Origin of the sequence: Onishia taeanensis, assembly GCF_013349955.1 — a bacterium.
GTDB classification, from domain to species: Bacteria; Pseudomonadota; Gammaproteobacteria; order Pseudomonadales; family Halomonadaceae; genus Onishia; species Onishia taeanensis_B.
On the sequence record NZ_JABVXC010000004.1, the window covers coordinates 129,136 to 152,133 of the forward strand.

The 22,998-nt window shown below is 61.3% G+C and carries 24 protein-coding genes; 10 read left to right on the top strand and 14 right to left on the bottom strand.

Translation table 11 applies throughout. From position 1 onward, the window contains the following. Positions 1-27 precede the first annotated feature (27 nt). Positions 28-669: a TetR/AcrR family transcriptional regulator gene (locus tag HUS66_RS07015; RefSeq protein WP_175070201.1), complete on the top strand. Its 642-nt coding sequence runs from the start codon at positions 28-30 to the stop codon at positions 667-669. A gap of 75 nt (positions 670-744) precedes the next feature. Continuing rightward, positions 745-1,728: an MDR family oxidoreductase gene (locus tag HUS66_RS07020; protein WP_175070202.1), complete on the top strand. Its 984-nt coding sequence runs from the start codon at positions 745-747 to the stop codon at positions 1,726-1,728. 114 nt (positions 1,729-1,842) lie between these two features. Here HUS66_RS07020 and HUS66_RS07025 read toward each other — a convergent pair whose 3' ends face one another. Beyond that, the gene (locus HUS66_RS07025) at positions 1,843-2,352 is read right to left on the bottom strand and encodes a carboxypeptidase-like regulatory domain-containing protein (protein ID WP_254628731.1); all 510 of its coding nucleotides are present in this window, start codon (positions 2,350-2,352) and stop codon (positions 1,843-1,845) included. A 299-nt stretch (positions 2,353-2,651) separates the two neighbouring features. Here HUS66_RS07025 and HUS66_RS07030 point away from each other — a divergent pair, with 299 nt between their 5' ends. The 6 genes from HUS66_RS07030 to HUS66_RS07055 all read left to right on the top strand — a co-directional run bounded on the left by HUS66_RS07030 (position 2,652) and on the right by HUS66_RS07055 (position 5,813). After that, positions 2,652-3,320, top strand: coding sequence for a Bax inhibitor-1/YccA family protein (locus HUS66_RS07030; RefSeq protein ID WP_112055362.1), 669 nt, complete (start codon positions 2,652-2,654; stop codon positions 3,318-3,320). A gap of 224 nt (positions 3,321-3,544) precedes the next feature. Beyond that, positions 3,545-3,937, top strand: a complete 393-nt coding sequence (tusD, locus tag HUS66_RS07035) for a sulfurtransferase complex subunit TusD (RefSeq protein ID WP_175070204.1) — start codon at positions 3,545-3,547, stop codon at positions 3,935-3,937. A gap of 68 nt (positions 3,938-4,005) precedes the next feature. Further along, a complete protein-coding gene (gene tusC, locus HUS66_RS07040; protein ID WP_175070205.1) occupies positions 4,006-4,401 on the top strand; it encodes a sulfurtransferase complex subunit TusC in 396 nt (131 codons plus the stop codon). Positions 4,402-4,511: 110 nt separating this feature from the next. Beyond that, positions 4,512-4,802, top strand: a complete 291-nt coding sequence (tusB, locus tag HUS66_RS07045; protein ID WP_175070206.1) for a sulfurtransferase complex subunit TusB — start codon at positions 4,512-4,514, stop codon at positions 4,800-4,802. Next, complete coding sequence (locus HUS66_RS07050; RefSeq protein ID WP_175070207.1) at positions 4,802-5,155, top strand: TusE/DsrC/DsvC family sulfur relay protein; 354 nt, start codon at positions 4,802-4,804, stop codon at positions 5,153-5,155. Before tusB ends, HUS66_RS07050 begins: the two co-directional genes overlap by 1 nt. 79 nt (positions 5,156-5,234) lie before the next feature. Further along, positions 5,235-5,813, top strand: a complete 579-nt coding sequence (locus tag HUS66_RS07055; RefSeq protein WP_175070208.1) for an ACP phosphodiesterase — start codon at positions 5,235-5,237, stop codon at positions 5,811-5,813. Here HUS66_RS07055 and glp read toward each other — a convergent pair. The 11 genes from glp to HUS66_RS07110 form a co-directional block, all read right to left on the bottom strand. Further along, on the bottom strand, positions 5,800-7,017 hold the full coding sequence (glp, locus tag HUS66_RS07060; RefSeq protein ID WP_175070209.1) for a gephyrin-like molybdotransferase Glp: 1,218 nt from the start codon (positions 7,015-7,017) through the stop codon (positions 5,800-5,802). The two genes, HUS66_RS07055 and glp, sit on opposite strands and share 14 nt — an antisense overlap. 238 nt (positions 7,018-7,255) lie before the next feature. Continuing rightward, positions 7,256-7,786: a molybdenum cofactor biosynthesis protein B gene (moaB, locus tag HUS66_RS07065; protein WP_175070210.1), complete on the bottom strand. Its 531-nt coding sequence runs from the start codon at positions 7,784-7,786 to the stop codon at positions 7,256-7,258. Continuing rightward, a complete protein-coding gene (locus HUS66_RS07070; protein WP_175070211.1) occupies positions 7,783-8,100 on the bottom strand; it encodes a DUF1244 domain-containing protein in 318 nt (105 codons plus the stop codon). Before HUS66_RS07070 ends, moaB begins: the two co-directional genes overlap by 4 nt. Before the next feature lie 117 nt (positions 8,101-8,217). Continuing rightward, complete coding sequence (locus tag HUS66_RS07075) at positions 8,218-9,270, bottom strand: formate dehydrogenase subunit gamma (RefSeq protein WP_175070212.1); 1,053 nt, start codon at positions 9,268-9,270, stop codon at positions 8,218-8,220. Positions 9,271-9,279: 9 nt separating this feature from the next. Further along, complete coding sequence (gene fdh3B / locus HUS66_RS07080) at positions 9,280-9,906, bottom strand: formate dehydrogenase FDH3 subunit beta (protein ID WP_175070213.1); 627 nt, start codon at positions 9,904-9,906, stop codon at positions 9,280-9,282. Positions 9,907-9,964: 58 nt separating this feature from the next. Next, positions 9,965-12,823 (bottom strand): formate dehydrogenase subunit alpha, encoded by a 2,859-nt coding sequence (locus tag HUS66_RS07085; RefSeq protein ID WP_175070214.1) that lies wholly within the window; start codon positions 12,821-12,823, stop codon positions 9,965-9,967. Positions 12,824-12,858: 35 nt separating this feature from the next. Next, positions 12,859-13,059 carry a twin-arginine translocation signal domain-containing protein gene (locus HUS66_RS07090; RefSeq protein WP_175070215.1) on the bottom strand — a complete coding sequence of 67 codons (201 nt, stop codon included), beginning with the start codon at positions 13,057-13,059 and terminating at the stop codon, positions 12,859-12,861. A 62-nt stretch (positions 13,060-13,121) separates the two neighbouring features. Then, positions 13,122-13,838: a TorD/DmsD family molecular chaperone gene (locus HUS66_RS07095; RefSeq protein ID WP_175070216.1), complete on the bottom strand. Its 717-nt coding sequence runs from the start codon at positions 13,836-13,838 to the stop codon at positions 13,122-13,124. Between the two features lie 96 nt (positions 13,839-13,934). Then, complete coding sequence (locus HUS66_RS07100) at positions 13,935-15,740, bottom strand: 4Fe-4S binding protein (protein WP_175070217.1); 1,806 nt, start codon at positions 15,738-15,740, stop codon at positions 13,935-13,937. A 137-nt stretch (positions 15,741-15,877) separates the two neighbouring features. Further along, positions 15,878-16,555 (bottom strand): DUF3306 domain-containing protein, encoded by a 678-nt coding sequence (locus HUS66_RS07105; RefSeq protein ID WP_175070218.1) that lies wholly within the window; start codon positions 16,553-16,555, stop codon positions 15,878-15,880. Then, positions 16,552-16,998: a DUF3305 domain-containing protein gene (locus tag HUS66_RS07110; RefSeq protein WP_175070219.1), complete on the bottom strand. Its 447-nt coding sequence runs from the start codon at positions 16,996-16,998 to the stop codon at positions 16,552-16,554. The genes HUS66_RS07105 and HUS66_RS07110 overlap by 4 nt, the downstream gene beginning before the upstream one ends. Before the next feature lie 231 nt (positions 16,999-17,229). On the opposite strand from HUS66_RS07110, the gene HUS66_RS07115 reads away from it, so the two are divergent. Next, on the top strand, positions 17,230-18,084 hold the full coding sequence (locus HUS66_RS07115) for a formate dehydrogenase accessory sulfurtransferase FdhD (protein WP_175070220.1): 855 nt from the start codon (positions 17,230-17,232) through the stop codon (positions 18,082-18,084). A gap of 179 nt (positions 18,085-18,263) precedes the next feature. Here the strand turns inward: HUS66_RS07115 and HUS66_RS07120 are convergent, their stop codons facing one another. Both HUS66_RS07120 and HUS66_RS07125 read right to left on the bottom strand, forming a co-directional pair. Continuing rightward, complete coding sequence (locus HUS66_RS07120; RefSeq protein ID WP_175070221.1) at positions 18,264-18,896, bottom strand: helix-turn-helix domain-containing protein; 633 nt, start codon at positions 18,894-18,896, stop codon at positions 18,264-18,266. Positions 18,897-19,089: 193 nt separating this feature from the next. After that, positions 19,090-20,025, bottom strand: a complete 936-nt coding sequence (locus HUS66_RS07125; RefSeq protein WP_175070222.1) for a histone deacetylase family protein — start codon at positions 20,023-20,025, stop codon at positions 19,090-19,092. A gap of 106 nt (positions 20,026-20,131) precedes the next feature. Between HUS66_RS07125 and HUS66_RS07130 the strand changes: the two genes are divergently transcribed. Continuing rightward, positions 20,132-22,897: a bifunctional acetate--CoA ligase family protein/GNAT family N-acetyltransferase gene (locus HUS66_RS07130; RefSeq protein ID WP_175070223.1), complete on the top strand. Its 2,766-nt coding sequence runs from the start codon at positions 20,132-20,134 to the stop codon at positions 22,895-22,897. The last annotated feature ends 101 nt before the right edge of the window (positions 22,898-22,998 follow it).

Here is a 22,998-nt window from a genome sequence, read left to right on the forward strand (position 1 = left end):
CTAGACGGCTGGTCTAAATTAACCGCTATGACTGACACTACCGCCATTCGCCGCCGTGGCAGGCCGCCCAGGGTGCGGCGAGACAACCCGGACACCCGGGAGGCGTTGATTCGCAGCGGCCTGGAAGTGCTCACCGAGCAGGGCTTCAGGGCTGCCGGCATCGACGGCATCCTCAAGCGAGTCGGCGTGCCCAAGGGCTCCTTCTATCATTACTTCTCCAGCAAGGAGGTCTTCGGGCGAGCCGTGCTTGAGCAGTATGCGGCCTTTTTTGCGCGCAAGCTCGATCGCCACTTGTGTGACGCCTCCTTGCCGCCGCTGTCACGTATCGAGGCGTTTGCCGAGGATGCCAAGCAGGGCATGGCCCGACATGGCTTCCGGCGCGGCTGCCTGGTAGGCAACCTAGGCCAGGAGATCGGCCTATTGCCAGACAGCTATCGAGCGGCCCTCGAGCAGGTGCTCGGCGACTGGCAGGAACGACTGGCAGAGTGTCTCGATGAGGCGCGCGCAAGCGGTGAGCTGGCCCCCGGCGCCGATTGCGGTGCCCTGGCGGACTATTTCTGGATCGGCTGGGAAGGGGCCGTGATGCGCGCCAAATTGAAGGAATCGGCGGCGCCGCTGGATACGTTTCTGGCCGCCTTCATGGCGGGATTACCTCGCCGACGCGACTGACGCCGGACGCTGGACCTCGATCCATGGGTCGAGTTTTTTATCCATGATTAGACGACCAGTCTAAAAGGAGGAACGATGTTCAAGGCCATCCTGATCGAGAAGGACGATGCCGGCTACCGCGCCGAGCTAACGGAGCTGGATGACGCCCAGTTACCCGAAGGTGAAGTGACCGTGCGGGTGGAATACAGCACCCTGAACTACAAGGATGCCCTGGCCATTACCGGCAAGGGGCCAGTGGTGCGCCGCTTTCCCATGGTGCCTGGAATCGACCTGGCGGGGACCGTCGAAGCAAGCGATTCAGCAAGCTTCGCGCCGGGTGATCGTGTGCTGCTCAACGGCTGGGGCGTTGGCGAGGGCCACTGGGGCGGGCTCGCCCAGAAGACGCGCCTCAAGGATGATTGGCTGATCCCATTGCCCGAAGCCTTTTCGACCCAGCAGGCCATGGCGATTGGCACGGCAGGCTATACGGCCATGCTCTCGGTGATGGCGCTCGAGCGCCACGGGCTGACGCCTGCATCTGGGCCGGTACTGGTCACTGGCGCCAATGGTGGTGTGGGCAGCTTTTCGATCGCCCTGTTGGCAGCGCTGGGTTATGAGGTCATGGCCTCCACCGGCCGGCCGGAAGAAGCGGACTACCTCAAGCGCTTGGGTGCCTCGCAGATCATCGATCGGGCCGAACTGACCGAGAAGGGCAAGCCCCTGGCCAAGGAGCGCTGGGCCGGCGCGATCGATTCGGCGGGCAGTCATACCCTTGCCAATGTATGTGCCGGTACTCGCTATGGCGGCGTGGTAGCGGCCTGTGGCCTGGCGCAGGGCATGGACTTTCCGTCGACCGTCGCGCCTTTCATCCTTCGCGGCGTGACCCTTGCCGGTATCGACAGCGTTATGCGTCCCCGCGAGGATCGTCTGGCCGCCTGGACCCGGTTGGCCGAGACCCTGGACACGGCGATTCTTGATGAAATAGCCCACCAGATCGGTCTCGGCGAGGCCATCGAAACGGCGGGGCAGTTGATCGAAGGTAAGGTGCGCGGTCGTGTCGTGGTGAATGTGAACCGCTAAGGCGGGTTCGAGAAACTGGGCTGAAAACCCTGAGACGAGTCCTGCCAGCAAACTCGTCAGCTACAGTGCGCGGCAGGTGCCGCGCCGTTCAGCCCGGCATCGGTCATCCTCGCTTTATCGTTCGAGTGTGACCGATGCCGTCTGGCCGTTTCGTGCGCTGACTTGGTGGATGATGGGGCGTCCGTCCAGGGCGCTGACCCGACCGGCGACGTAATATTCCCCTGCCGGCAGACCATTGGCCACGAAATTGCCGTCACCATCGGTGCGCGCATAGTGCGTGTATTCCCGTGCGCGCGGATCGGCCGGCGCGATGGCGCGTCCAGAGAGCACGACCTCGGCGGCTTCTGCCGAATAGGTGGTAACCGGCGCGATGGAAACCGTTTCGCCGGCCCCAGGGACCAGGTTTCCGCGCGCATCGCGTTGATAGAGCCGACCGCGAATGCTGGCAGTGCCGGTTTTTTCTAGGGCGGCATATTCCCCTTCGGGGAAACGTACCTGTCGGGGAACGCGGCCATCCCTTCGAGATTCGTCAGGTGCGGGCAGTTCCTCGATACTGGGTTCTCCACTGGGCGTTGTAGGCCATTGTGGGACGATCTGGCAGCCCGCAAGCATCAGGGCAAGCATTATCACCAAGCTCCAGCGCATCATGTTCTTTTCTCCCGAGTTTCTGTGGCGCCAGTATATCCACCGATATCGGGTGTCACGAGGTGTCGTCGAATGGCGTCAGTGGCCGGCTGCCAGGGCGCTTGACGTCTGCGGGCCTGTTGTTCGTGCACCGAAGGGGCTTGAAAAATAACCGCTTGGCGATTTGCCAGGGGGCGTTGAATGCCGGGCCGCCAATCAACCTTAAGTTCTTGCGTCGCGAACTCTGACGCGGCATCCTTGGTCGAAGGTATGATTATCAACAAAGGGAGCATCGACAGATGGCCTATCAAGACACTCATGTAACACAACGCCAGGAGAGTGCCGTCAGCGCCAACAAGGTGCTGCGTAACACTTATGCGCTGTTGGCCATGACGCTGCTGTTCTCTGCCCTGACCGCTGGCGCTGCCGTGGCCATGGGCGTTCAGCAGATGAACATCTTGGTCTTTTTCATCGGCGCTTACGGGCTGATGTTCCTGGTGCACAAGACCGCTAATTCGGCCATGGGCCTGCTGGCGACCTTCGCCTTCACCGGCTTCATGGGCTTCACTCTGGGGCCGATTCTCAGTGCCTACCTGACGTTGCCCAATGGTGCGGCCCTGATCATGAACGCGCTTGCCATGACGGGCGCGACCTTCGTGGGCCTGTCGGCAGTGGCGCTAATCACCAAGAAGGACTTCGGCTTCCTTGCCAACTTCCTGACGGCCGGTGCAATCGTGCTGATTCTGGCCATGGTGGCCGGTATCTTCTTCCAGATTCCCGCGCTGTCGCTGGCGGTGTCTGCCGGTTTCGTGCTGTTCTCCTCGGCGGCCATCCTGTTCCAGACCAGTGAGATTGTGCATCGCGGTGGCGAGACCAACTACATTCTCGCGACCATTACCCTGTACGTCTCTATCTACAACCTGTTCATCAGTCTGCTGTCGATTCTCGGCATCATGAGCAACGACTGAGTTCGGCAGGTAATGTTATCTTGGCCCCGCCGGATCGGCGGGGCCAAGTCGTTTTTGGATGAGACGTTTCTGGAGGCGCCTTTTTAGCGAAGTTTCCCGACATGGTGTGTCTCAAGTCGTGTCGTTTTGCGTAAGGCATTCCTGATAATCTGGTCAGCAAGATCGACCGTTTAGAACATTTTTATATATTCACCCTTTAAAGTGCCCCGTGCTGCGAGGAAACCATGCGCTACGCATTGCTGGTTCAGGGGGGACCCTACAGTTCACAGGCATCTCATTCGGCGCTGCGCTTTGCCCGGGCAGTGGTCGAGAGAGGCCATCGCCTGGATACGGTGTTCTTCTATCACGACGGCGTCTACAATGCCGCACGCTTGGCGGCGCCGCCGCAAGATGAACCTCATCTGGGTGATGCCTGGCGTATGCTGCATGACGAGCACGGCACCGAGCTGTTGGTCTGCATTGCGGCCGGCCTGCGCCGTGGCCTGCTCGACGAACGAGAAGCGGCACGACATGGCAAGGCTGGGCATAGCCTGGAACCTCCCTTCGAGTTGACGGGGCTCGGCCAACTAGTGGAAGCGGGCCTTAGCCATGATCGCTTGATTACCTTCTCACCATGAATCAGGCCAAGCGATGAGCCAGCCTGAGATAATGGCTGACGAAACAGCAAGCGGTGAATGGGGATGACATGAACGAGACAGAGATTGCGACAGGTGAGCGCGTTACCGAGGGTGACCTGCTGGTCATCCTGCGCCATTCGCCCCACGGCTCCAGCTGGCTCCGGGAAGGCCTAGATACAGCCCTGGTGGCCGCCGCCTTCGGACAGCGGGTGTCGCTACTGTTTTCAGGTGACGGCGTGCTGGCGCTGTTGGACGGCCAGCAGGCAGGGGCGCTTGGGCAGAAGGGCACCCATGGCGTGATCGACATGCTGGCCATGTACGATATTGAGACCCTGCTGGTCGATGCGCATGCCCTGATCAGCCGGGGCTTGAGTACCGAGGACCTGCTGCTGCCGGTATCGGTAGTGGAGGGCGCAGCCTTGCCCAAGCTGCTCGATCAACACCGCTTGGTTCTGAATTTCTGACTACAACGCCATGCCTGTATGGTGGTATATCCGTGGGATTTGGATCCAGCCACTGCCCCTCCAGTACGAAACAGCCACCACTGGGCAACGCTACAAGGAGCGCCTTTCGCATGATCTTGCACCTTCTCAATCGCTCGCCTGCGACTGCCGGAACCGTCGATGACGCCCTGGCGGCGATGGGCCCCGATGATCGGCTGTTGCTCATCGAAGATGGCGTATTGGGTGCTCTGCCTGCCCAGGCATCGCTTTTCACCGGCTTGGCAGGGCGGCTCTTTGCCTTGCGAGAAGATCTTGCCGCCCGTGGTCTGCTCGAACGTTGCGCGGAGCAGGCGAACATCGTCGATGTTGAAGGCTTCGTGACTCTGACAGAAGAAGCCGACAAGACAGTGAGCTGGTTCTGATGGCCTCTAGTGAAATATACCGTTATCTTCCAGTGCTCGACCAAGAGGTTGCCTTGGATCCTGAAGGGTTCCTTGTCGATATGGCGGACTGGTCGCCAGCGGTGGCCGAGGCGCTGGCGGCAGAGGAGGGGCGCATCCTCACCGCTGAGCACTGGGAGGTGATCCAGGTGCTGCGTGACTTCTATGAGCGCTACGAGGTGGCGCCGGCCATGCGCCCGCTGGTCAAGGCCGTCGGGCTGGCACTAGGCGCTGAAAAGGGCAAGTCACTGCATCTGATGCGATTGTTTCCGGATAGCCCCGCCAAGGTCGGGGCGAGGCTTGCCGGGCTGCCCAAGCCAGCCAACTGCCTGTGAAGGTTTCGGTAATACATCGCTTTCGGGCTGGTGCCAAAGGGGTAGCCCAGGCACGCGTGGGCGTTAAGAGGTCGCCGCCATGAACTTTCTCGCCCATGCTTGGCTTTCCCACCACGGTAGCGATGACTTCTTGTATGGCAATCTGATCGCCGATGGCGTCAAGGGAAGTGACCTTAGCGCCTGGCCGGCGCCGGTGGCCGACGGCATTCGCCATCATCGCCGCACCGATCGTCTGGTTGATGGCCACCCCCGCACGCGAGCCGCGCGGGGCAGGGCACCCGAAGGGCGTAGCCGATACGCGGGTATCGCGCTTGACTTGGTCTGGGACCATTTCCTGGCACGCCTGCTGGCCGGCGACCCTGCCCAGCAGGCGCTGATTCAGCGCTGCTACCGGCTGCTCAAGGTCCAGTCGGCCCCGGAGCGCCTGGCGTCGATGGTACCGCCGCTGGTCGAGCAGGACTGGCTGACTCGCTATGCGGATTTCGACTTCACCTGTCGCGCCATCGCCGGGATCGGCCAGCGCCTGAGCGGTCCCAATCGCCTGGCCGAATTGCGCCCCTGGCTGGAAGCCGATTATGTGCAGTTGGAGGCCGACTTCCGTTCACTCTGGCCGGACATGGCAAGCGCGCTTCAGGCGCCTGGCGTCAGGCTTCCGTGAGCCACAAACAATCAATGACATCACCCGGCACCACGCTCGAATGGTCGGGTATCACGGCCAGCGCCTTGGCCGTCACGCAGGAAGACAGCACTGCCGAATTCTGATCGGCAAAGGCGCTGGCAACGATTCCTTCGGGCAGGAAGCGCAGGTCGACGCGCATGTAATGTCGGCGTGCTTTGGTGTGGGTAGTGAAGTCGGCTTTCACCCTGAGCCTGGGCAGCTCCGATAAGGCCGGACAGCCCAGCAGGGCGCCAAGCAGCGGACGCAGGTAGATCCAGGCGCCCACGAAGCTCGATACCGGGTTGCCGGGCAGGCCCACCAGCCGGGCCTCGCCGTTGACACTCGGCAGGCGTCCTAGCGCCAGCGGTTTCCCAGGGCGCATGGCTAGCCGCCAAAGATCGAGCTGTCCCAACCTTTCTAAGGCCGCTTTGACGTGGTCTTCTTCCCCAACGCTGACACCGCCGGTGGTGATTACCACATCGGCTTGTTCGGCGGCTTTGCCTAGCAGTTGGCAGGTGGTGGCGAAATCATCGGCGACGCGCATGGCCATGACCACCTCGCCGCCGAAGCGCTCAATCAGCCGCTTCAGCATGGGGCGGTTGGAGTTGTAGATCTGGCCGGGGGCCAGAGGCTCACCCGGATCAATGATCTCGTCACCGGTCGACAGCAGGGCGATTCTCGGCCGGCGACGCACGCTGACTTCGGTAATACCTTGACCTGCCAGCTGGCCAAGAGCCGCGGCCTCGAGCCGCGTACCGGCGGCAAGCAGCATTGCGCCAGTACTGACGTCGCGTCCGCGACGGCGAACGTTATCGCCAGCCGGAATGTCGCCTGGCATCTTGGCCTGGTCGCCGTCGCGTTCAACACGCTCCTGCATCACCACACAGTCTGCTCCCGGTGGCAGTTCGCCGCCGGTGAAAATGCGCGCGCAGGTACCCGCTTCCAGCGGTGCGGCCTGGGAGCCGGCGGCAATCCGTTGGCTGACTTTCAGCCAACGGCCTGCGTCGATGGCGCGCAGGGCGTAGCCATCCATGGCGCTGTTATCGAAGGCCGGTACGTCCAAGCGCGCCGCAACGTCATCCGCCAGCACGCGTCCGGCGGCTGTCGTGCAGGCCAGTGGCTCACTGGCCACTGGCACGACGCCCTCGAGCAGTGCGGCCAGCGCGTCTTCGACGCTCTGTAACTCACTTGTCGGGTCAGCCATGGGTGCCCCGCTCCGGAATCATTAGGTTGGCCTGGGGTGATAAATAGCTGCATGGCTTATGTCGGATATGTGTTTTAGCCATAGGTGCCCCGTTCCGGAATCACGAGGTTGGCCTGGGGTGATAGATAGCTGCATGGCTTATGTCGGATATGTGTTTTAGCCATAGGTGCCCCGTTCTGGAATCACGAGGTTGGCCTGGGGTGATAGATAGCTGCATGGCTTATGTCGGATATGTGTTTTAACCATGGGTGCCCCGTTCTGGAATCACGAGGTTGGCGTAATTACATGGCTTATGACTGCCATCCAGCTGCTCCTTGAGAATGCCATCCCAGGCGGTGCGACAGGCGCCAGTGGAGCCGGGCAGGCAGAACACTACAGTGGCATTGGCGAGCCCGCCGAGACAGCGACTCTGGATGGTCGAGCTGCCGATTTCCTGCCAGGACAGGTGGCGGAATAGCTCACCGAACCCTTCGATGCGCTTATCCAACAGCACGCCGACCGCCTCCGGCGTCGAATCGCGGCCGGTAAAGCCTGTGCCACCAGTGGTCAGCACCACCTGAACGTCGGGGGCGGCAATCCAAGCGGCGACCTGGGCGCGAATCACGTAGACGTCGTCCGGCAGGATGCGCTTTTCGACCAGCTCATGGCCAGCCGCCCTCAGACGCTCGACCAATGCTTGGCCGCTGCGGTCGTTGTCTTCGCTGCGGGTATCGGAAACGGTCAGTACGGCGATACGCAGTGGTTCGAAACCGGGGCGACGCTCGCTCATGCCTTGTCCTTCTTTTCCTGGTTGCGGGCTTCCAGAGCGGCCAGTTGCTCGGGGCTGGCCGGTGCCTGATAGTGCGCTTTCCATTCGCTGTAAGGCATGCCGTAGACATACTCGCGGGCCGCTTCGTAATCGAGTTCGGTACCCTGTTCGCTGGCGGCGGTCACCAGCCATTTGGACAGGCAGTTGCGGCAGAAATCGGCAAGAATCATCAGGTCGATGTTCTGCACGTCCTTGTTGTCATCCAGATGCTTGAGCAGGCGGCGAAAGGCGGCCGCTTCGAGTTCGGTGCGGGTCGCGTCGTCGAGGTGTTGCATGGTCATGACTCCTGCTGGGGCGCCGCGGGGCGCTAGATCGGTGATATCTCAAGCATAACAAAAGACACCGCCGGTGGGCGGTGTCCGTTGGTGGCGGGACTGGCACTGTCGGCCTGTCTAGCCGGGGGTGCCGGGCGGCTGAGTGGCTTGGCCGTTCTGGTTGGCTTCTGGCGAAGAGTCGGGGGTGACCGCTTGATCCTTGACCTCTTCGTACCACAGGTTGTGGTGCTCCTTGGCCCAGGTTTCGTCGACGTAGCCGGTGGTCATGCCTTCCAGGGCGCCTTCGGTGCCGATGGTGCCGATGTAGATATGCCCAAGGGAAACGGCCGTCAGCGCCAGGGCGCCCAGGGAATGGATGACGTTGGCCCACTGCATGGTATCCCGGCTTTGCCCATAGTTCGGGAAGTCCATGACCAGGCCACTGGCGATCACCAGAACGCCGGCAGTGGCCAGCAGCCAGAACCAGGCTTTCTCACCGCCGTTGGCGAAGTGGGCGTCGACGTGCTCCTTGCCGATCATGCCACCGCCCTTCTTGAACCACTCCCAGTCAGTCTTGTTGGGAATGTTCATTTTCAGGAACTTGGCCAGGATGACGATCAAAAGGATGCCGAATATCGGTCCCAGGTAGTTATGCAGCAATTTGGTACCAGACATCATGGCGGCCCAGACGGCGTCACCAAACAGGGGGTTGAACACGAATTTGCCATACAGCAGGTTGAGTCCGGTCAGCGCCAGAACGACGAACAGTGTCGCGACTGTCCAGTGCAAGGCGCGCTCCAGGGTCGACCAACGTAGCAACTTGCGACCGCTGCGCGGTTCCTGAAGATCCTTGCGACCGACGATCAAGTAGAACACCAGGATCAGCGCGGCCATGCCGCCCACGGCGATCAGGCCGAAGGGCGATACCCAACGGTTGCGAATCTGCCGCCAGGTCTCGCCGCTCGGGTTGACCAGGTTGTAGGTGGAGTCGTGGCGCGTGTCGATGAAGTTTTCGCCGCTCTTCACCTGTCGCCAAATCTCGGCATCGACCGGTGGCACGGCGGTGGCCAGTTCGCCCTCGGTATCGGCGCCCTGAGCCAACGCCTGGCCGGCAAGCAACAGGCTTGTTACCAGCAGCAGGAGCAGGGTCAGCCGCCGGCCAAGGGCCAGGCATGCGTTGTGGGTGTGCATAGGGCCTCCTTACTCCTGACGGGTCGCATCAAAGGCGAGGTGATCCATCGAAGTTTGCGGGCCGACTCGCTGGGTTGATGACCAAGCACCATCTTCGTGTCCACGCTGAACCACCCGCTGACGGAAGATGTCTGCGACTGTCTGGGCATCACCGGCGATCAGCGCCTTGGTGGAGCACATCTCGGCGCATAGCGGCAGTTTGCCTTCATCAATGCGGTTGGCACCGTACTTCTCGTACTCCTCCTCCTTGGAATCGGCTGGGCCGCCGGCGCAGAAGGTGCACTTGTCCATCTTGCCGCGCTCACCGAAGGCCTCGGTGCCTGGGAACTGCGGAGCGCCGAAGGGACAGGCGTATAGGCAGTAGCCGCAGCCGATGCACAGATCCTTGTCATGCAGCACGATACCATCGTCGCGTTTGAATAGGGTTTCGGTCGGGCAGACCGCAATGCAGGGCGCATCGTCGCAGTGCATGCAGGCTACCGAGATCGAGACTTCGGTGGGCTCGCCATCGTTCAGCGTCACCACACGCCGACGCTGGATACCCCATTCCACTTCGTTGGCGTTCTTGCAGGCGGTCACGCAGCCGTTGCATTCGATGCAGCGTTCTGCGTCACACATGAATTTCATCGTCGCCATGGTTATCTCCTCACCCCCGGGTCCGGTCCCGGGGGGATCTCTTATAGGTATTCTGGACTCAACTGGCCCGCTCGATGCGGCACAGGGTGCACTTGGTTTCCTGCATCTGCGTCACGCTGTCGTAGCCATAGGTCGTCGCGGTATTGGCGGCCTCACCCAGTACATAGGGTGCCGAGCCTTCCGGGTAGCGGTCATGCAGGTTCTCGCCCTGGAACATGCCGCCGAAGTGGAAGGGCATAAACACCACTTCTCGAGCGACGCGCGGGGTGACCATGGCCTTGACCTTGACGCGTCCGCCCTCGGCCCCTTCGACCCAGACCATCTCGCCGTCCTTGACCGCGAGATCATTGGCCAATGCCGGATTGATCTCGACGAACATCTCCTGCTGCAGCTCGGCCAGCCAGGACATCGAGCGAGTCTCTTCGCCACCGCCCTCGTACTCCACCAAGCGGCCCGAGGTCAGAATGATCGGGTAGCGGCCGGTGACATCTTTCTGCTGAATGCTCTTGTAGAGCGTCGGCAGTCGGTAGTGAGAGGCGACGTCGTCCCAGGTCGGGTAGTCGGTGACCAGGTCGCGCCGGCTGGTATAGAGCGGTTCGCGATGTTTGGGAATGGGGTCAGGGAAGGTCCAGACGTTACAGCGTGCCTTGGCATTGCCGAAGGGCGCACATTCATGGGCAATGGCCACACGCTGGATGCCACCGGACAGGTCGGTTTTCCAGTTCTGGCCCTCGGCGGCTTGCTTCTCTGCAGGTGTCAGATCATCCCACCAGCCCAGGTCCTTGAGCATGTCGGCGGTGAACTCCGGGTAGCCATCATCGAGATCGGAATCCTGGCTGAAGGAGTTGTCGGCCAGCAGCGAGACCCCTTCGCGCTCGATGCCGAAACGCGCACGGAACGTCAAACCGCCCTGCGAGACCGGCTTTGAGGTGTCGTAGAGAATCGGCGTACCGGGATGGCGCATCTCGGCAGTGCCCCAGCAGGGCCAGGGCATGCCGTAGTAGTCGCCGTCGGCGGGGCCACCCTCGGCCTTCAGGTCATTGAAGCTGAAGGTATGCCAGTTCTGTTGATGCTGCTTGAGGCGCTCCGGGCTCTGGCCGGTATAACCCACCGTCCACATGCCGCGGTTGAACTCGCGGGTAATGTCTTCGATCAGCGGTTCGGTGCCGTTGACTTCGATGTTCTTGAACAGCTCGTCGGCAAAGCCCAGCTTGCGAGCCAAGAGGTACATGATCTCGTGGTCTGGCTTGGATTCGAAGCTCGGCTCGATGACTCGATCGCGCCACTGAATGGAGCGATTGGTGGCGGTCACGCTTCCGTAGGTCTCGAACTGTGTGCTGGCCGGCAGCAAGTAGACACCGTCGGTGCGTCCGTTCATAACGGCCGCCACGGTCGGGTAGGGATCGACGATGACCATCATCTCGAGCTGTTGCATGGCCTTCTGCATTTCCGGCCCGCGGGTCTGTGAGTTGACCGCATGGCCCCAGTAGAACATCGCCTTGAGCTTGGCGCGCTGGGAGATCTGGTCTTCTTGTTCGAGCACGCCGTCGATCCAGCGAGAGACGGTGATGCCGCTGGAGTACATCGGCTTGCCGTCGGCGTAGTCGGACTGATCGAAGCGACTCTTGAGCCACTCGTAGTCCAGGCCCCAGACATCGGCCCAATGCTTCCAGGCGCCCTCAGCGAGGCCGTAGTAGCCCGGCAGCGAGTGTGACATCAGGCCCAGGTCGGTGGCGCCCTGAACGTTGTCGTGGCCACGGAAGATGTTGGCCCCACCACCGGATTTGCCGATGTTGCCGAGTGCCAGTTCGAGGATGCAGTAGGCACGCGTATTGTTATTGCCGGTGGTGTGCTGGGTGCCACCCATGCACCAGACCACGCAGCCGGGGCGGTTATCGGCGATGGTTTTGGCGGTGTCATACATGGCCGCCTCGGGCACACCGGTGATGTTCTCGACCACGTCAGGTGAATAGGCCGCGACTTCGGCGCGGACTTCTTCCATGGCATAGACGCGCTGGTTGATGTATTCGCTATCTTCCCAGCCGTTCTCGAAGATGTGCCACAAAAGGCCCCAGATGAAGGCGACATCGGAACCGGGACGCAGGCGCACATATTTGTTCGCCTTGGCGGCGGTGCGTGTGAAGCGCGGGTCGACGACGATGATCTGTGCTTTGCTACGCTCCTTGGCCAGCAGGATATGCTGCATGGCGACCGGGTGGGCTTCGCTTGGGTTCGAGCCGATGAACAGGATCGACTTGCTGTTCTGGAGGTCGTTCAGCGAGTTGGTCATCGCTCCGTAGCCCCAGGTGTTGGCAACCCCGGCAACGGTGGTCGAGTGACAGATGCGCGCTTGGTGGTCGGTATTGTTGGTGCCGGCCAGGGCGGCGAACTTGCGCATCAAGTAGGCTTGTTCGTTGTTGAATTTGGCCGAGCCCAGCCAATAGATGCTATCTGGGCTGTAGGCTTCGCTGAGCTCGAGGACCTTGTTGCCGATTTCTTCGATGGCGTCGTCCCAGGAGAGTCGCTGCCATTCGCCACCGACCAGCTTCATTGGATACTTGAGGCGACGGGTGGAATGGCCGTGCTCACGCAGCGAGGCGCCCTTGGCGCAGTGGGCGCCGCGGTTGATGGGGTGATCGAAGGCCGGCTCCTGGTGCGTCCAGATGCCTTCCTGAACCTCGGCATAGACGCCACAGCCGACCGAGCAGTGTGAGCAGATGGTGCGTTTGGTTTCCACCGGTGAATCAAGGACCGGTGTCTTGTCGGCGGCATCCGCCGAGCGGACCATCGAATGGCCCATGAAGCCCGCGCTGGCGATGCCACCCGTGGCGAGGGCGCTGCGCTGCATAAACTGCCGGCGGGAAATGCCCAGGCCATTGCCGGCCTTGGCGGTGTTGGAAGTACGCGTCAATCGCATGGTGTCGATCCTCTTGGCCGAAAGTGCAGTCCGGGTTAGTCGCGCAAGGTGGCGTAATAACGGCGGATGTGGTCGGTCTCTCGATAGCCGCGAGGCGCGTCAGGGGCAGTCGACGGTGTGGCCTTTGCCTGAACCAGGGGGGGTTGTCCGATCGCGAAAATGGCGCCGGCCGCTGCGGTGCCCGTGCCGACCGTTTTCAGGAAGAGGCGACGCTGTGGGTTGTGATGTTGTGCCATGGTTCACTCCTCTGCGATCCGGATCTTTTTGCCCGGCATCGTTATTAAGCAGTTCTGCTTGTTTAGTTATCGGTCATGTCAGGTGTGGGATTAGCGGAACATGTATCCGGGGTAATGACTCTCACTGGCTGTCGAGCGACCTCGTCTGTCTGATGACGATGCTCCTCACTCATGAAGGCGCTGCCTAACGCTCCCAGATGCGCGTAGAAAGGGGTGTCTACCGCCGCTAGGTCATCGAAGCAGCGCGACGCCCAAGGAGCGAGGTGAGCCATGAAGAAGGGGGCGGCTTCGTCTTGTTGGCCGTCATCCAGGAGCATGGCCATGGTCTCGCATACGGCGGCGAGGTGGTCCTCGGGATCGTGGCACTCTTCCGCTCGGCTGATGCCGAGGCGGCGCAGATCTCGGCGCAGTGCCAGCAACGCCTCATCCATCAGGTTGCCTTGCCGATACCAGGAGGCATAAGGGGTGATCTCTCCCTGGACGACGCCCACTAGGTGGCGAAAATGCGCCGCCGAGAGCTTCTTGACGAGCGCTTCCTGAGGCATTCCTGGTGTTCCCGCAGACTGGATCAATGCTGTCCAGCGCTTAGCCAGGGTGCTGCCATCGGCATCGGCGTCGAGCGCTGAAAGCCACGTCAGAAGCTCCGCCGAAGGCGGTTCACGCAGCAGTCTCGCCAATAGCCGATAGATGTCGGCACGCAGGGCGTCTGTGTCTTCTTTAGTGCCTTCATGCGCGCCTTCCTGCGTATCAGGCCGGGTCGTCGCTGAGGTATCGTTCATGGCGTTACCTTGTTTTCAAAACCGTCGCATCAAAACCGTCTTCTGGAGCGTTACTGAGATTGTCATCTTCAAGAGTGGCGCCACATCGTGCTTCAACTAGATCTTCAGCTGTGATTCGGGGTCATTGGCCAGGCCCTGCCAGACGTCCTTGACCCGACAGTCTTCACACATTTCCAGGCGAGCCATGGCGTCACCTGCAAAGTAGGGATGATCGGCAAGCTTGGACTTGATGGCGGCGATAGCGCTGGCACTGGCGAAGGGCTTACCGCAACGAATGCAGGGGAATGCGTCTTCCTGCTTGCGAATCTGGCGTGCTTCACGCTCTGGGGCTGCCAGGAAACCCGGCATCAGGCGAATGGCATCTTCCGGGCAGGTCTCTTCGCAGAGGCCGCACTGCACGCAGTCTGCCTCACGGAAACTCAGCTCGGGGGAGGTGCGCCCGCCGGCGAGAGCCGGTGTTGGGCATACCGCGACACAACCCAGGCAGAGTGTGCAGGCATCGTTGTCTACGACCACATCACCGAAGGGCGCGCCCTGCGGCATGGCATGGCGCTCCCCGCTGGGCTGTCCTGCTGCGGCGAGGTGGGCCAGAGTGGCATTGAGACGCGCGCGCTTGCCGTGCTCACTGGCCTCGGCCTTTGGCGCATCCTGTCCGGGCGTATCGTGGTCGGGCGTCACAGTGCGATCGGGTAGGGAGAGCGCTGCCAATGAGGGCAGGGCATCTCGGCTTTCGCTGTCGCCAGGTTCTATCAAGCACAAGCGGCGAGTGTCATGGCCGAGCGCTTCGAGCAGGGTGGTGGCCTGACGATACTGATCGTCGATCAGGGTTCTCAGGCTTGGCGGCAGGCTGTCGGTCAGTTGAATGCGGACCTCGGCGGCTCCGGCGGCGAGGGCTGCCAGCCAATGATCCTGTCCCGCTGCGCCAAGCTCCTCGAGAGGCACATCCAGCACATGGCCCGCCGGGGCCGGCGATTCAGTCGAAAGGAAGCTGGCCTCGGCGAAGCGCACCACCGGTGCCTGTCCCCCCGCAAGGCGATACGCGTCGAGCAGACGCTCGACATAGGCTTGCTGGTCAACAGGAGGCGGCAGCCGATACTGGATGGCCCCGGTCGGGCAGGCGCTGGTGCAACTGCCGGCGCCATGGCAGCGCATCGGATCGATTTCGATCCAGGACTCGATACGTCCCGACTGGCGTGACAGGGCGTCTGCGGGGCAGACCTCAAGGCAGCGGGTACAGCCGGTCTTGCCACTACTATCATGGGCACAGATGTCATGATCGATGTGGAAATAACGCGGCTTGGCGAATTCGCCGACCTGTTCAGGAAGGTCATTGATGACCTGCCGGCACTCCTCTGTGCCCCAGAGAGTGGCGCTGTAACCGGGGGGGGGGAGTTCCAGCGCGAGCGTGGGAGGCGTGCCCAGATCAAGCACCAGATCGAAATGCGCGCGACCAAGGCTCGCCTTGGCAAGGTCGATCTCTCCGTCATCGTGGGGCAGAGTGAGGGTGAACTTGCCGAGATAGCCGGTGAGGTGCCAGCGGTGGGCCTGATGCACCGACAGAAATGCGGTGTCTTCTAGAAGCCTCTCAAGCTGGGCGTTATCTTCACCATCCTCTCCGAGGTTCTCAGCCGGTGCATGTGTCTCTTCGAGGTCTGCGGTGCTGGCGTCGGTCGCATGTGCGGTTACCAGCAGCGTGATCGAGGCAAGGCCACGACCCTTCAACTCACGGGCCGCTCGGCGACCTGTCAGTTCGTCGGCAATGATTATCAAGTGACCATCGCTTGAATAGGTGACGCTCTCAGGCGTGAGGTTGGCAGGCCAGGAGATACGGGAGTGCGCAGTATCCCGTGCTGCCAGGTTCTGATCGGCATCCAGCGGGGTCAGGTCGATGCACTGATTCATGTAGCCTCAACGGTCAGGAGCAAATTTTTACTTAATTTTCGTCGGTTAACCCAGTCAGCGCCAATCCTCATTGGTCTAAACTTAGCGCTAATATAGCTATCGATCCGATAGCATTCAGCTATTCTTTTGACGCTCTGTCAGGTTCGGCCTTTCTCTGGCAACGGTGGCTTGGCCTCATTCGTCCCGTGGCCTTTGGCGTGGGCCTCTTCTTGCGACCCTTGTTCGGCGTGGCGGGGAGTGGACTCGCTTGTCACTTCATCGGCCGCTTGAGCCTGGTCGTCGGACAGTGAGCCGTCACCGGCCTCGGGCGTGTCTTCGCGCTTGGCCTCTGTCGTTTCAGCCGGCTCACTGATGTCGTGCTCTGCTTGCTCCGGCTCACGCTGGGTATCTTCCACCTTGTCAGAGGGTTGACGCGTCCACTCCCGCAGCCGGTCGGCGACTTCCTGCGAGAGGCTCTTGAGCTGGCGATAATCGTCATCGTAGTCGTTGAGTCCGTCGCGATGGTGATAGTGGTCTGCGGCAAACATGCGTTTCAGCGCACGACGGCGGACCTCGCGGCTGACGCCATGGGCCAGGTAGGCGGTGAGATCGCTGCCTGGGGGTAGGGTGGCCGGATCGGGTAGCTCTTCGATGGCCTCCTGGGACGGCGTTGCCTGGCTGTCCTCAGCCGACTCATGGTCGCTGACGCTATCCTTGTGGATTGCGCCATCGTGAACCGCCCCTTCCTTGTCTGGTGTGAAGGCTCGTTCTGACGTCTGCCCGTCAGTTGGTTCAAGACCACGCTTGCGCTGTGACCAGCGAGAAAAACGCGTCATGCCTGGTTCTCCTGAGCGCGCCCGGCGCCCTTGCGCTTTTTCTTGCGGCCTTCGACAGGCGCTTCGCCATGATGGGCGAGATAGGCCTCCAGCCACAGCTGGATGGCGACCGGCATGGCTACCTCGAGTACCTGCTGCTCGCCATCCATCCAGCCTGCCGCCACTTCCTGACTGGCCGTCAAGGCGGTGGGATCGGGAGTTTGTCCCGAGAACCCGGCACGCACGAATAGTCGCGGGCTAGGCGAGCCGAGGTTGAACCGGTAGGCCGCACGTTCGGTCATGTAGAGTTGCAACGCCAGCACCTGGGGGCCGGTATTGCCCGGTGCGAGGTCATGAATACGCCACTGGGTCGCGGTGAACCCTTTGATGCGCTTTTGTTCGGGAACGAGGCTAAAGCTTAGGTGCTTGCGACTGATGGGGGCGGTCGTGTCAGGGGAGCTCATGGCGAGGCGACTCACTTCAGGACTTCTTGAAAACGTATGTTGGAAATTATGAAGACGCTGTGCCTATGCAGGGGCGCCTTATCTCAGGTCGCCAAAGGCGGCGGTCAGATACAGACAGTAGGCGCCTCGAATGCAATGATGGTCAATATGGTGCAGTTAACGCTGAACTGATTCGTTATTTGCGCGGTGCTGCCCTAGCGGCTTGCCGCGCTTGTCGCCAAGGAGCGATGCATGTGTGCGATACGTCTTAGTCACGCCCGCCTTCCGGCGACGCTAGAAATAGATATCCATGACGAGTTTGGTGACGTGCGTCGGCAGGCCATCTCTGCCGAGCGCGCACTGACCGTCTATCTGAACAAACGAGAAATCGTCACCCTGATGACGCTGGGCGCCGACCCGGAGGCATTGGTGGTGGGATATCTTCGCAATCAGGGGTTGGTGCCGGCGCGCAGCGACCTGGAAGCGGTTCATGTTGACTGGGACGTCGAGGCAGCGGCCGTGGTCAGTCGTCGGGCGCCTGACGATCTGGAAGAACGCCTGGGCCAGCGCACCGTAACGACCGGCTGCGGCCAAGGCACTGTCTTCGGCCGTCTGCTCGATGCTGCCGGCGTGGCGCCTGTGCCGAGCACAACGCTTGCTCAATCCACACTCTATGCATTGCTCGAGAATCTCGGCGCTTACAACGAAACCTACAAGAGTGCCGGCGCGGTGCATGGCTGTGCGCTTTGCCGTCAGGACGAAGTGCTGGATTTCGTTGAAGACGTGGGGCGTCACAATGCCGTTGATACCTTGGCCGGCCGGCAATGGCTCGACGAGGACAGCGCCGCCATGTCCGCCGACATTTTCTATACCACGGGGCGACTCACCTCAGAGATGGTTCTCAAGGTTGCTCAGATGCGGATCGGCATTCTGGTGTCGCGCTCCGGGGTGACCCAAAAGGGTGTTGAACTCGCCGAGCGTTTCGGGGTGATGTTGATCGCGCGTGCTAAGGGGCGGCATTTTCAGGCTGTTCACTCGGAGCAGCGTCTGGTCTACGACGCGATTCCGCTGCGTCGAGCGGGGGACCGCAAGACATCAAAAAGGTAAGCCATTATCGATATGAAGTGATTGCCTCGTGCCTGGCACCCTGAACTCGGGTACTCAGTACAACGCCTCGGCGCATCAGGCGCCGGGGCGTTTGCTTGTGCGAGTGTCGTGTCTTCTGGCGTATGGCACTCGATGTGAACTGCAAAGGTGCCGGGGGCATGTCGCGGAATGCAGATGGCTCAGCTGGTCTGGCCGCGGGTGCATACAGAGAGAACAACCGCGTCATCGTCGCTGATGGACACCAGGGCATGCCCCATGTCGCTGTCGAAATAGATGCTGTCACCGCGCTCCAGGCGTAGTGGCTCGTAGAACTCGGTGTAGAGCAGGATGGTTCCTTCCAGCACGATCAGAAATTCTTCGCCGTCATGGCGTACCCATTCGCTGAACTCACTGAATGTCCGGGCCCGCACGATGGTCTTGAAGGGAATCATGTGCTTCTGCGCCAGTTGCCAGGACAGTAGCTCATGTTCGTAGGTGGGGGTCGGGTGTTGTTGGCCTTCGCCGGCGCGGGTCAGGTCGCGCCGCCCCAGGGTGCGGCTCTGAGGCTTGGGCTGCTTTAGTAACTGGGGCAGGTCGATATCGAGGCCGTTGATCAGTTTCTGCACGGCGGTGAAGGTCGGAGAGATATGATCGTTTTCAATCTTGGACAGCGTCGAACGTGCCAAGCCAGTGCGCTTGCTGACGTCTTCCAGAGTCCAGTGGTTGGATAGCCGGATTTCCTTGAGGCGTTCCCCGAGCTGTAGTGGCTCGACGAAGGCCTTGCGGCCTGAGGCAATCTGCAAGGCGGCGGTCTGGTCGTTATTGGCGCTCATGGATTTTTCACTATCGGAAACTTAGTTTCCATCAGGCTAACACAACACGCTTGGGTCAGATGGCTGTTTTTACGCCGAATCATTGCCTGTAGGCGACCATTCGGCGGTGTCGGGCGATACACCCGGCCGGCTGCATGCACGGGGCGATATTTCCCCAAGGGCGGAAACACAAAGTGGCATGGATGCCTATCGCTCACTCCTTGAAGGGTAGGCCCAGCAGGGCGCTAACGTGAGCTTCGGCGCAGCGACCAAGGGCCTCCATGTCATAGCCGCCTTCAAGCACAGAAACCAGGCGGTTGTCGGCATAGAGGGCGGCGATCTCCATGGCCAAGTGCGTCACCCAATGGAAATCGGCGGCCTCGAGGCATAGGTCGGCCATGGGATCGCTTCGGTGGGCATCAAAGCCAGCGGACACCAGCACCATGTCCGGCTTGAAGGCATGCAGGGCAGGCAGCCAGTCGTCTTCCACGGCACGCCTGAAGGCCGGGCCGTCTGTCCCTGGCGGCAGCGGCGTGTCGATGATGTTGTGCCACTGACTACGTAGATAGCGCCACGGATAGAAAGGGTACTGAAAGCTTGAACAGACCAGCACGTTAGGGTGGTCCTTGAAGATGTCCACGGTGCCGTTGCACTGGTGTACGTCGAAGTCGAGGATAGCGACCCGCTCGGCCCCATACCTGGCGATGGCATGGGCGGCGCCCACTGCGATGTTGTTGATAAAGCAGAACCCCATCGCATCGGTGGCTTCAGCATGGTGGCCGGGTGGGCGCACGGCGCAGAAGACATTGTCGGCCTGGCTGCGGTAGACCTGATCCACGCCTCGTACCACGGCCCCGGCCGCCACTCGAGCGGCGTCCATGGTCGCGGGATTCATCAAGGTATCGCCATCGAGCAGGGTGATGCCGTCTTCGGGTACACAACGCTCGAGCGAGGACAGGTGACGGTGAGGATGGACGCGCCCGAGCTGTTCTGGGGTAGCGGGTTTCGCTTCCGATTGCATGGTCTGTTGTAGCACGCCGCTCAAGGCAAGCCGGGCGCGAATGGCATCGAGGCGCAGCGGGCTCTCGGGATGATCGGGCCCCATAAAGTGATCATGGCATCGGGGATGGGTGATATATGAGGTGATCATCGACGGCTCCGCGGTTATTGATGCGACCTTAATCGCCTTGCTTCCTTGCATGACAGTGTCAATAAGTCGTACACAAGGAGGCTACACCCACTCGGGAGGACAGGTCTTGGGTACGCGATTTCTTCGTCACTTCTTCGAGCCGCAGAGTCTTGTGATCATTGGCGCCTCGGAAAAGCCCTATTCAATGGGCGGTCTGGTGATTCAGAACCTCCTGGAGGGCGACTTTCCCGGCAAGCTGTGGGCGGTCAATACCAAGGGATACGAGAATGTTCATGGTGTCCCCTGTTTCAGTCACGTTGCCGATCTGCCCGAGGTGCCCGAACTGGCGGTGATCTGCGCGCCCGTGGACACGGTGCCTGATCTGATCGCCGAGCTTGGCACAACCGGTGTCCGCGCCGCGATGGTGCTGTCCGGCGGCTCCTATTTGGATGATCGCAGTCATGATGGCGGTTCCATCCGTGAACAAATGCTGAGTGCCGCCAGGCCTTCGGGCATCCGCGTGCTGGGCCCGGAGTGTATGGGCATCCTGGTGCCCGGGCGGCGGCTCAATGCCTCCTATTCCGGCCAGCCGGTCAAGGCCGGGCGCGTCGCCTATCTTGGCCAGTCGGGCATGCTCGGCAATGCCATCATCGACTGGGCGGCAGGGCGGGGTATCGGTCTCTCGCACCTGGTGACCCTGGGTGACAGTGTCGACGTGCTGTTGCCGGACCTGCTCGACTATATCAATCAACATACGGCAGCCCAGTCTATTCTGCTGCATCTGGAGCGCACCCAGGATGCGCAGCACCTGATGACGGCCCTGCGTGAGGCATCTCGGCACAGGCTGGTACTGGCGATCAAGAGCGGTCGCACGCCGCAGTCACTGCTGTCGAATCTGCCGCCGACGCCGGGGGTCGCCAATCGTGACGTGATTTTCGATGCGGCCCTGGCGCGGGCAGGGGTGGTGCGCGTCGACAACTCCGATGAGCTCTTCGATGCCTTGGAAACGCTGTCGCGCATGCGGCCATTACGAGGTGACCGACTGGCGATCGTCTCTAACGGATTGGGGCCGGCGATGCTGGCCATCGATCGCCTGATCAGCCAGGGCGGGCGTCTGGCCGATTTCAGCGATACCACCCGCGCGGCGCTGGCAAGAGACGATGTGGACATGACGCTGCCGGGACGCAACCCGGTGGATTTGGGTGGGGGTGCCTCGCCGGATCAGATCGTCGAGGTGCTGGAGGTCGTGGCCGCTGACCCCGGCGTGGATGCGGTCCTGTTGGTGCATGCACCAACCCGTCTAGCACCCTCGAAGGTCACGGCCGAGGCGGTGGTCGCCAATCGGCGCCGTTTCAAGCGTAACCTGCTGACCAGTTGGATGGGGCTAGAGCAGGCGTTGTCGGCACGACATGAGAGCAACCTGGCCGGTATCCCGACCTACATGTCGCCAGAGAAGGCCGTCGGTGCCTTCATGCATATGGTTAACTATCGTCGCGTGCAGGCTCTGCTCCAGGAGACGCCGCCCTCGCTTCCCTTTGCGACCAGTGCGGCCATTCGCCAGCACTGTCACGAACTGATCGATCAGGCTCTCGAGCAACAGCGTCACTGCCTGACCCATGCAGAAACGGCTCAGGTGCTGGCGGCCTACGGCATTGAGACTCCCAGGAGTCGTTATATCGTCACGCCGGAGGAAGGCGCCGCTGTCGCGCGTGATCTGCTTGAGGCCGAGCACGACTCAGGAGACACCCTGGCCCTGAAAATCGTGCACGATAACAACATCGTGCCGTATCGCTATCGCAGCCACCCGCACAAGCTCTCGGCGGGCCTGCTTCAGGACCTCGCCACACCCGAGCAGGTAAGTAACGGCATGATGCGGCTCGAGCAGAAGGTCCGCGAGAAGTTTCCCGACTCGCTGGTCCACGAGTACTGCCTGCAGCCAATGCAACGCGGTAAGCATTCCCTGCAGCTGTGTGCGGGCATTACCCGAGACCCTGAGTTCGGGCCCTTGGTGGTCTTTGGTGTCGGCGGCTACAAGGTCAATGTGCTGGCTGATCGTCATGTGGCTTTTCCGCCTCTTAACATGACGCTCGCCGCCGACCTGGTGAGCCGCACCCACGCCGCCAAGTTGATTGATGAGCACTCCCGGCAGCCTGAGCAGGATGTCGAGACGATTTGCGAGTTGCTGGTGAAGTTGTCCCAGATGGCGTCTGATCTGCCGCGGCTGAGGGGAATGGAAATCAATCCGCTGCTGCTCAACCATGATGGCCTGCTTGCCGTGGATTTTGCGTTGGATCTAGGAACACCCGCTCGGCATGCCATCATGCCGTATCCTGAAGAACTTCGTGAACGGGTCGAGCTGGATGGAATGGACGTGGAGGTGCGCCCGATCCGGGCCGAAGATGCTCCTTTGATCACCGGCTTCCACAAGCACCTGTCCGAGGAGAGCATCCGGTTTCGCTACTTTCATCATAAAGCGGACCTGACCAAGCGCGACCTGGCGACGCTTGCCGATATCAATTATGACCGCCAGATGGCGTTTATTGCGGTGCGGCTGGATGCAGAAGGGCAGTCAGAAATGCTGGGGGTGGTGCGGGTATGGAATGACCCAGACAACATCCGTACCGAGTTCTCGGTGATCATTCGCGATGACCTGCATGGCCATGGGCTCGGGCGCTTGCTGATGACCAAGATGATCCGCTATTGCCAGGGGCTGGGAACCCTCGAGATGTTCGGCAAGATCATGATCGACAACCAGCCCATGCGCTCGCTGATGAAGCAACTGGGCTTCCGTCTGCGCTTCAACATGGAAGAGCAAGTGGTCGATGCGCTCCTCAGGCTGAACGAGCCCGAATCCGACTGGCAGCGCCACCGACTGGCATCGCCACCGGATTGAGCCGTGCCTGAGAAAGGCGCCAAGCAGGCTGCTAGTCAGCCTTCTTCGAGAGCGTTCTGAAACGAAGTTGTGCCATGTCATCGTTGATTAATCATCAGCTG

Excerpts from the sequence above, each read along its gene's own strand:
- HUS66_RS07055 (WP_175070208.1), top strand. The coding sequence starts at position 5,235 with ATGAACTTTCTCGCCCATGCTTGGCTTTCCCACCACGGTAGCGATGAC.
- HUS66_RS07085 (WP_175070214.1), bottom strand. The coding sequence starts at position 12,823 with ATGCGATTGACGCGTACTTCCAACACCGCCAAGGCCGGCAATGGCCTG.
- HUS66_RS07090 (WP_175070215.1), bottom strand. The coding sequence starts at position 13,059 with ATGGCACAACATCACAACCCACAGCGTCGCCTCTTCCTGAAAACGGTC.
- HUS66_RS07120 (WP_175070221.1), bottom strand. The coding sequence starts at position 18,896 with ATGAGCGCCAATAACGACCAGACCGCCGCCTTGCAGATTGCCTCAGGC.
- HUS66_RS07015 (WP_175070201.1), top strand. The coding sequence starts at position 28 with ATGACTGACACTACCGCCATTCGCCGCCGTGGCAGGCCGCCCAGGGTG.
- HUS66_RS07075 (WP_175070212.1), bottom strand. The coding sequence starts at position 9,270 with ATGCACACCCACAACGCATGCCTGGCCCTTGGCCGGCGGCTGACCCTG.
- HUS66_RS07115 (WP_175070220.1), top strand. The coding sequence starts at position 17,230 with ATGTGTGCGATACGTCTTAGTCACGCCCGCCTTCCGGCGACGCTAGAA.
- tusB (WP_175070206.1), top strand. The coding sequence starts at position 4,512 with ATGATCTTGCACCTTCTCAATCGCTCGCCTGCGACTGCCGGAACCGTC.
- HUS66_RS07020 (WP_175070202.1), top strand. The coding sequence starts at position 745 with ATGTTCAAGGCCATCCTGATCGAGAAGGACGATGCCGGCTACCGCGCC.
- HUS66_RS07095 (WP_175070216.1), bottom strand. The coding sequence starts at position 13,838 with ATGAACGATACCTCAGCGACGACCCGGCCTGATACGCAGGAAGGCGCG.
- HUS66_RS07100 (WP_175070217.1), bottom strand. The coding sequence starts at position 15,740 with ATGAATCAGTGCATCGACCTGACCCCGCTGGATGCCGATCAGAACCTG.
- HUS66_RS07025 (WP_254628731.1), bottom strand. The coding sequence starts at position 2,352 with ATGCTTGCCCTGATGCTTGCGGGCTGCCAGATCGTCCCACAATGGCCT.
- glp (WP_175070209.1), bottom strand. The coding sequence starts at position 7,017 with ATGGCTGACCCGACAAGTGAGTTACAGAGCGTCGAAGACGCGCTGGCC.
- tusD (WP_175070204.1), top strand. The coding sequence starts at position 3,545 with ATGCGCTACGCATTGCTGGTTCAGGGGGGACCCTACAGTTCACAGGCA.
- moaB (WP_175070210.1), bottom strand. The coding sequence starts at position 7,786 with ATGAGCGAGCGTCGCCCCGGTTTCGAACCACTGCGTATCGCCGTACTG.
- HUS66_RS07125 (WP_175070222.1), bottom strand. The coding sequence starts at position 20,025 with ATGATCACCTCATATATCACCCATCCCCGATGCCATGATCACTTTATG.
- HUS66_RS07070 (WP_175070211.1), bottom strand. The coding sequence starts at position 8,100 with ATGCAACACCTCGACGACGCGACCCGCACCGAACTCGAAGCGGCCGCC.
- HUS66_RS07110 (WP_175070219.1), bottom strand. The coding sequence starts at position 16,998 with ATGAGCTCCCCTGACACGACCGCCCCCATCAGTCGCAAGCACCTAAGC.
- tusC (WP_175070205.1), top strand. The coding sequence starts at position 4,006 with ATGAACGAGACAGAGATTGCGACAGGTGAGCGCGTTACCGAGGGTGAC.
- fdh3B (WP_175070213.1), bottom strand. The coding sequence starts at position 9,906 with ATGGCGACGATGAAATTCATGTGTGACGCAGAACGCTGCATCGAATGC.
- HUS66_RS07030 (WP_112055362.1), top strand. The coding sequence starts at position 2,652 with ATGGCCTATCAAGACACTCATGTAACACAACGCCAGGAGAGTGCCGTC.
- HUS66_RS07105 (WP_175070218.1), bottom strand. The coding sequence starts at position 16,555 with ATGACGCGTTTTTCTCGCTGGTCACAGCGCAAGCGTGGTCTTGAACCA.
- HUS66_RS07050 (WP_175070207.1), top strand. The coding sequence starts at position 4,802 with ATGGCCTCTAGTGAAATATACCGTTATCTTCCAGTGCTCGACCAAGAG.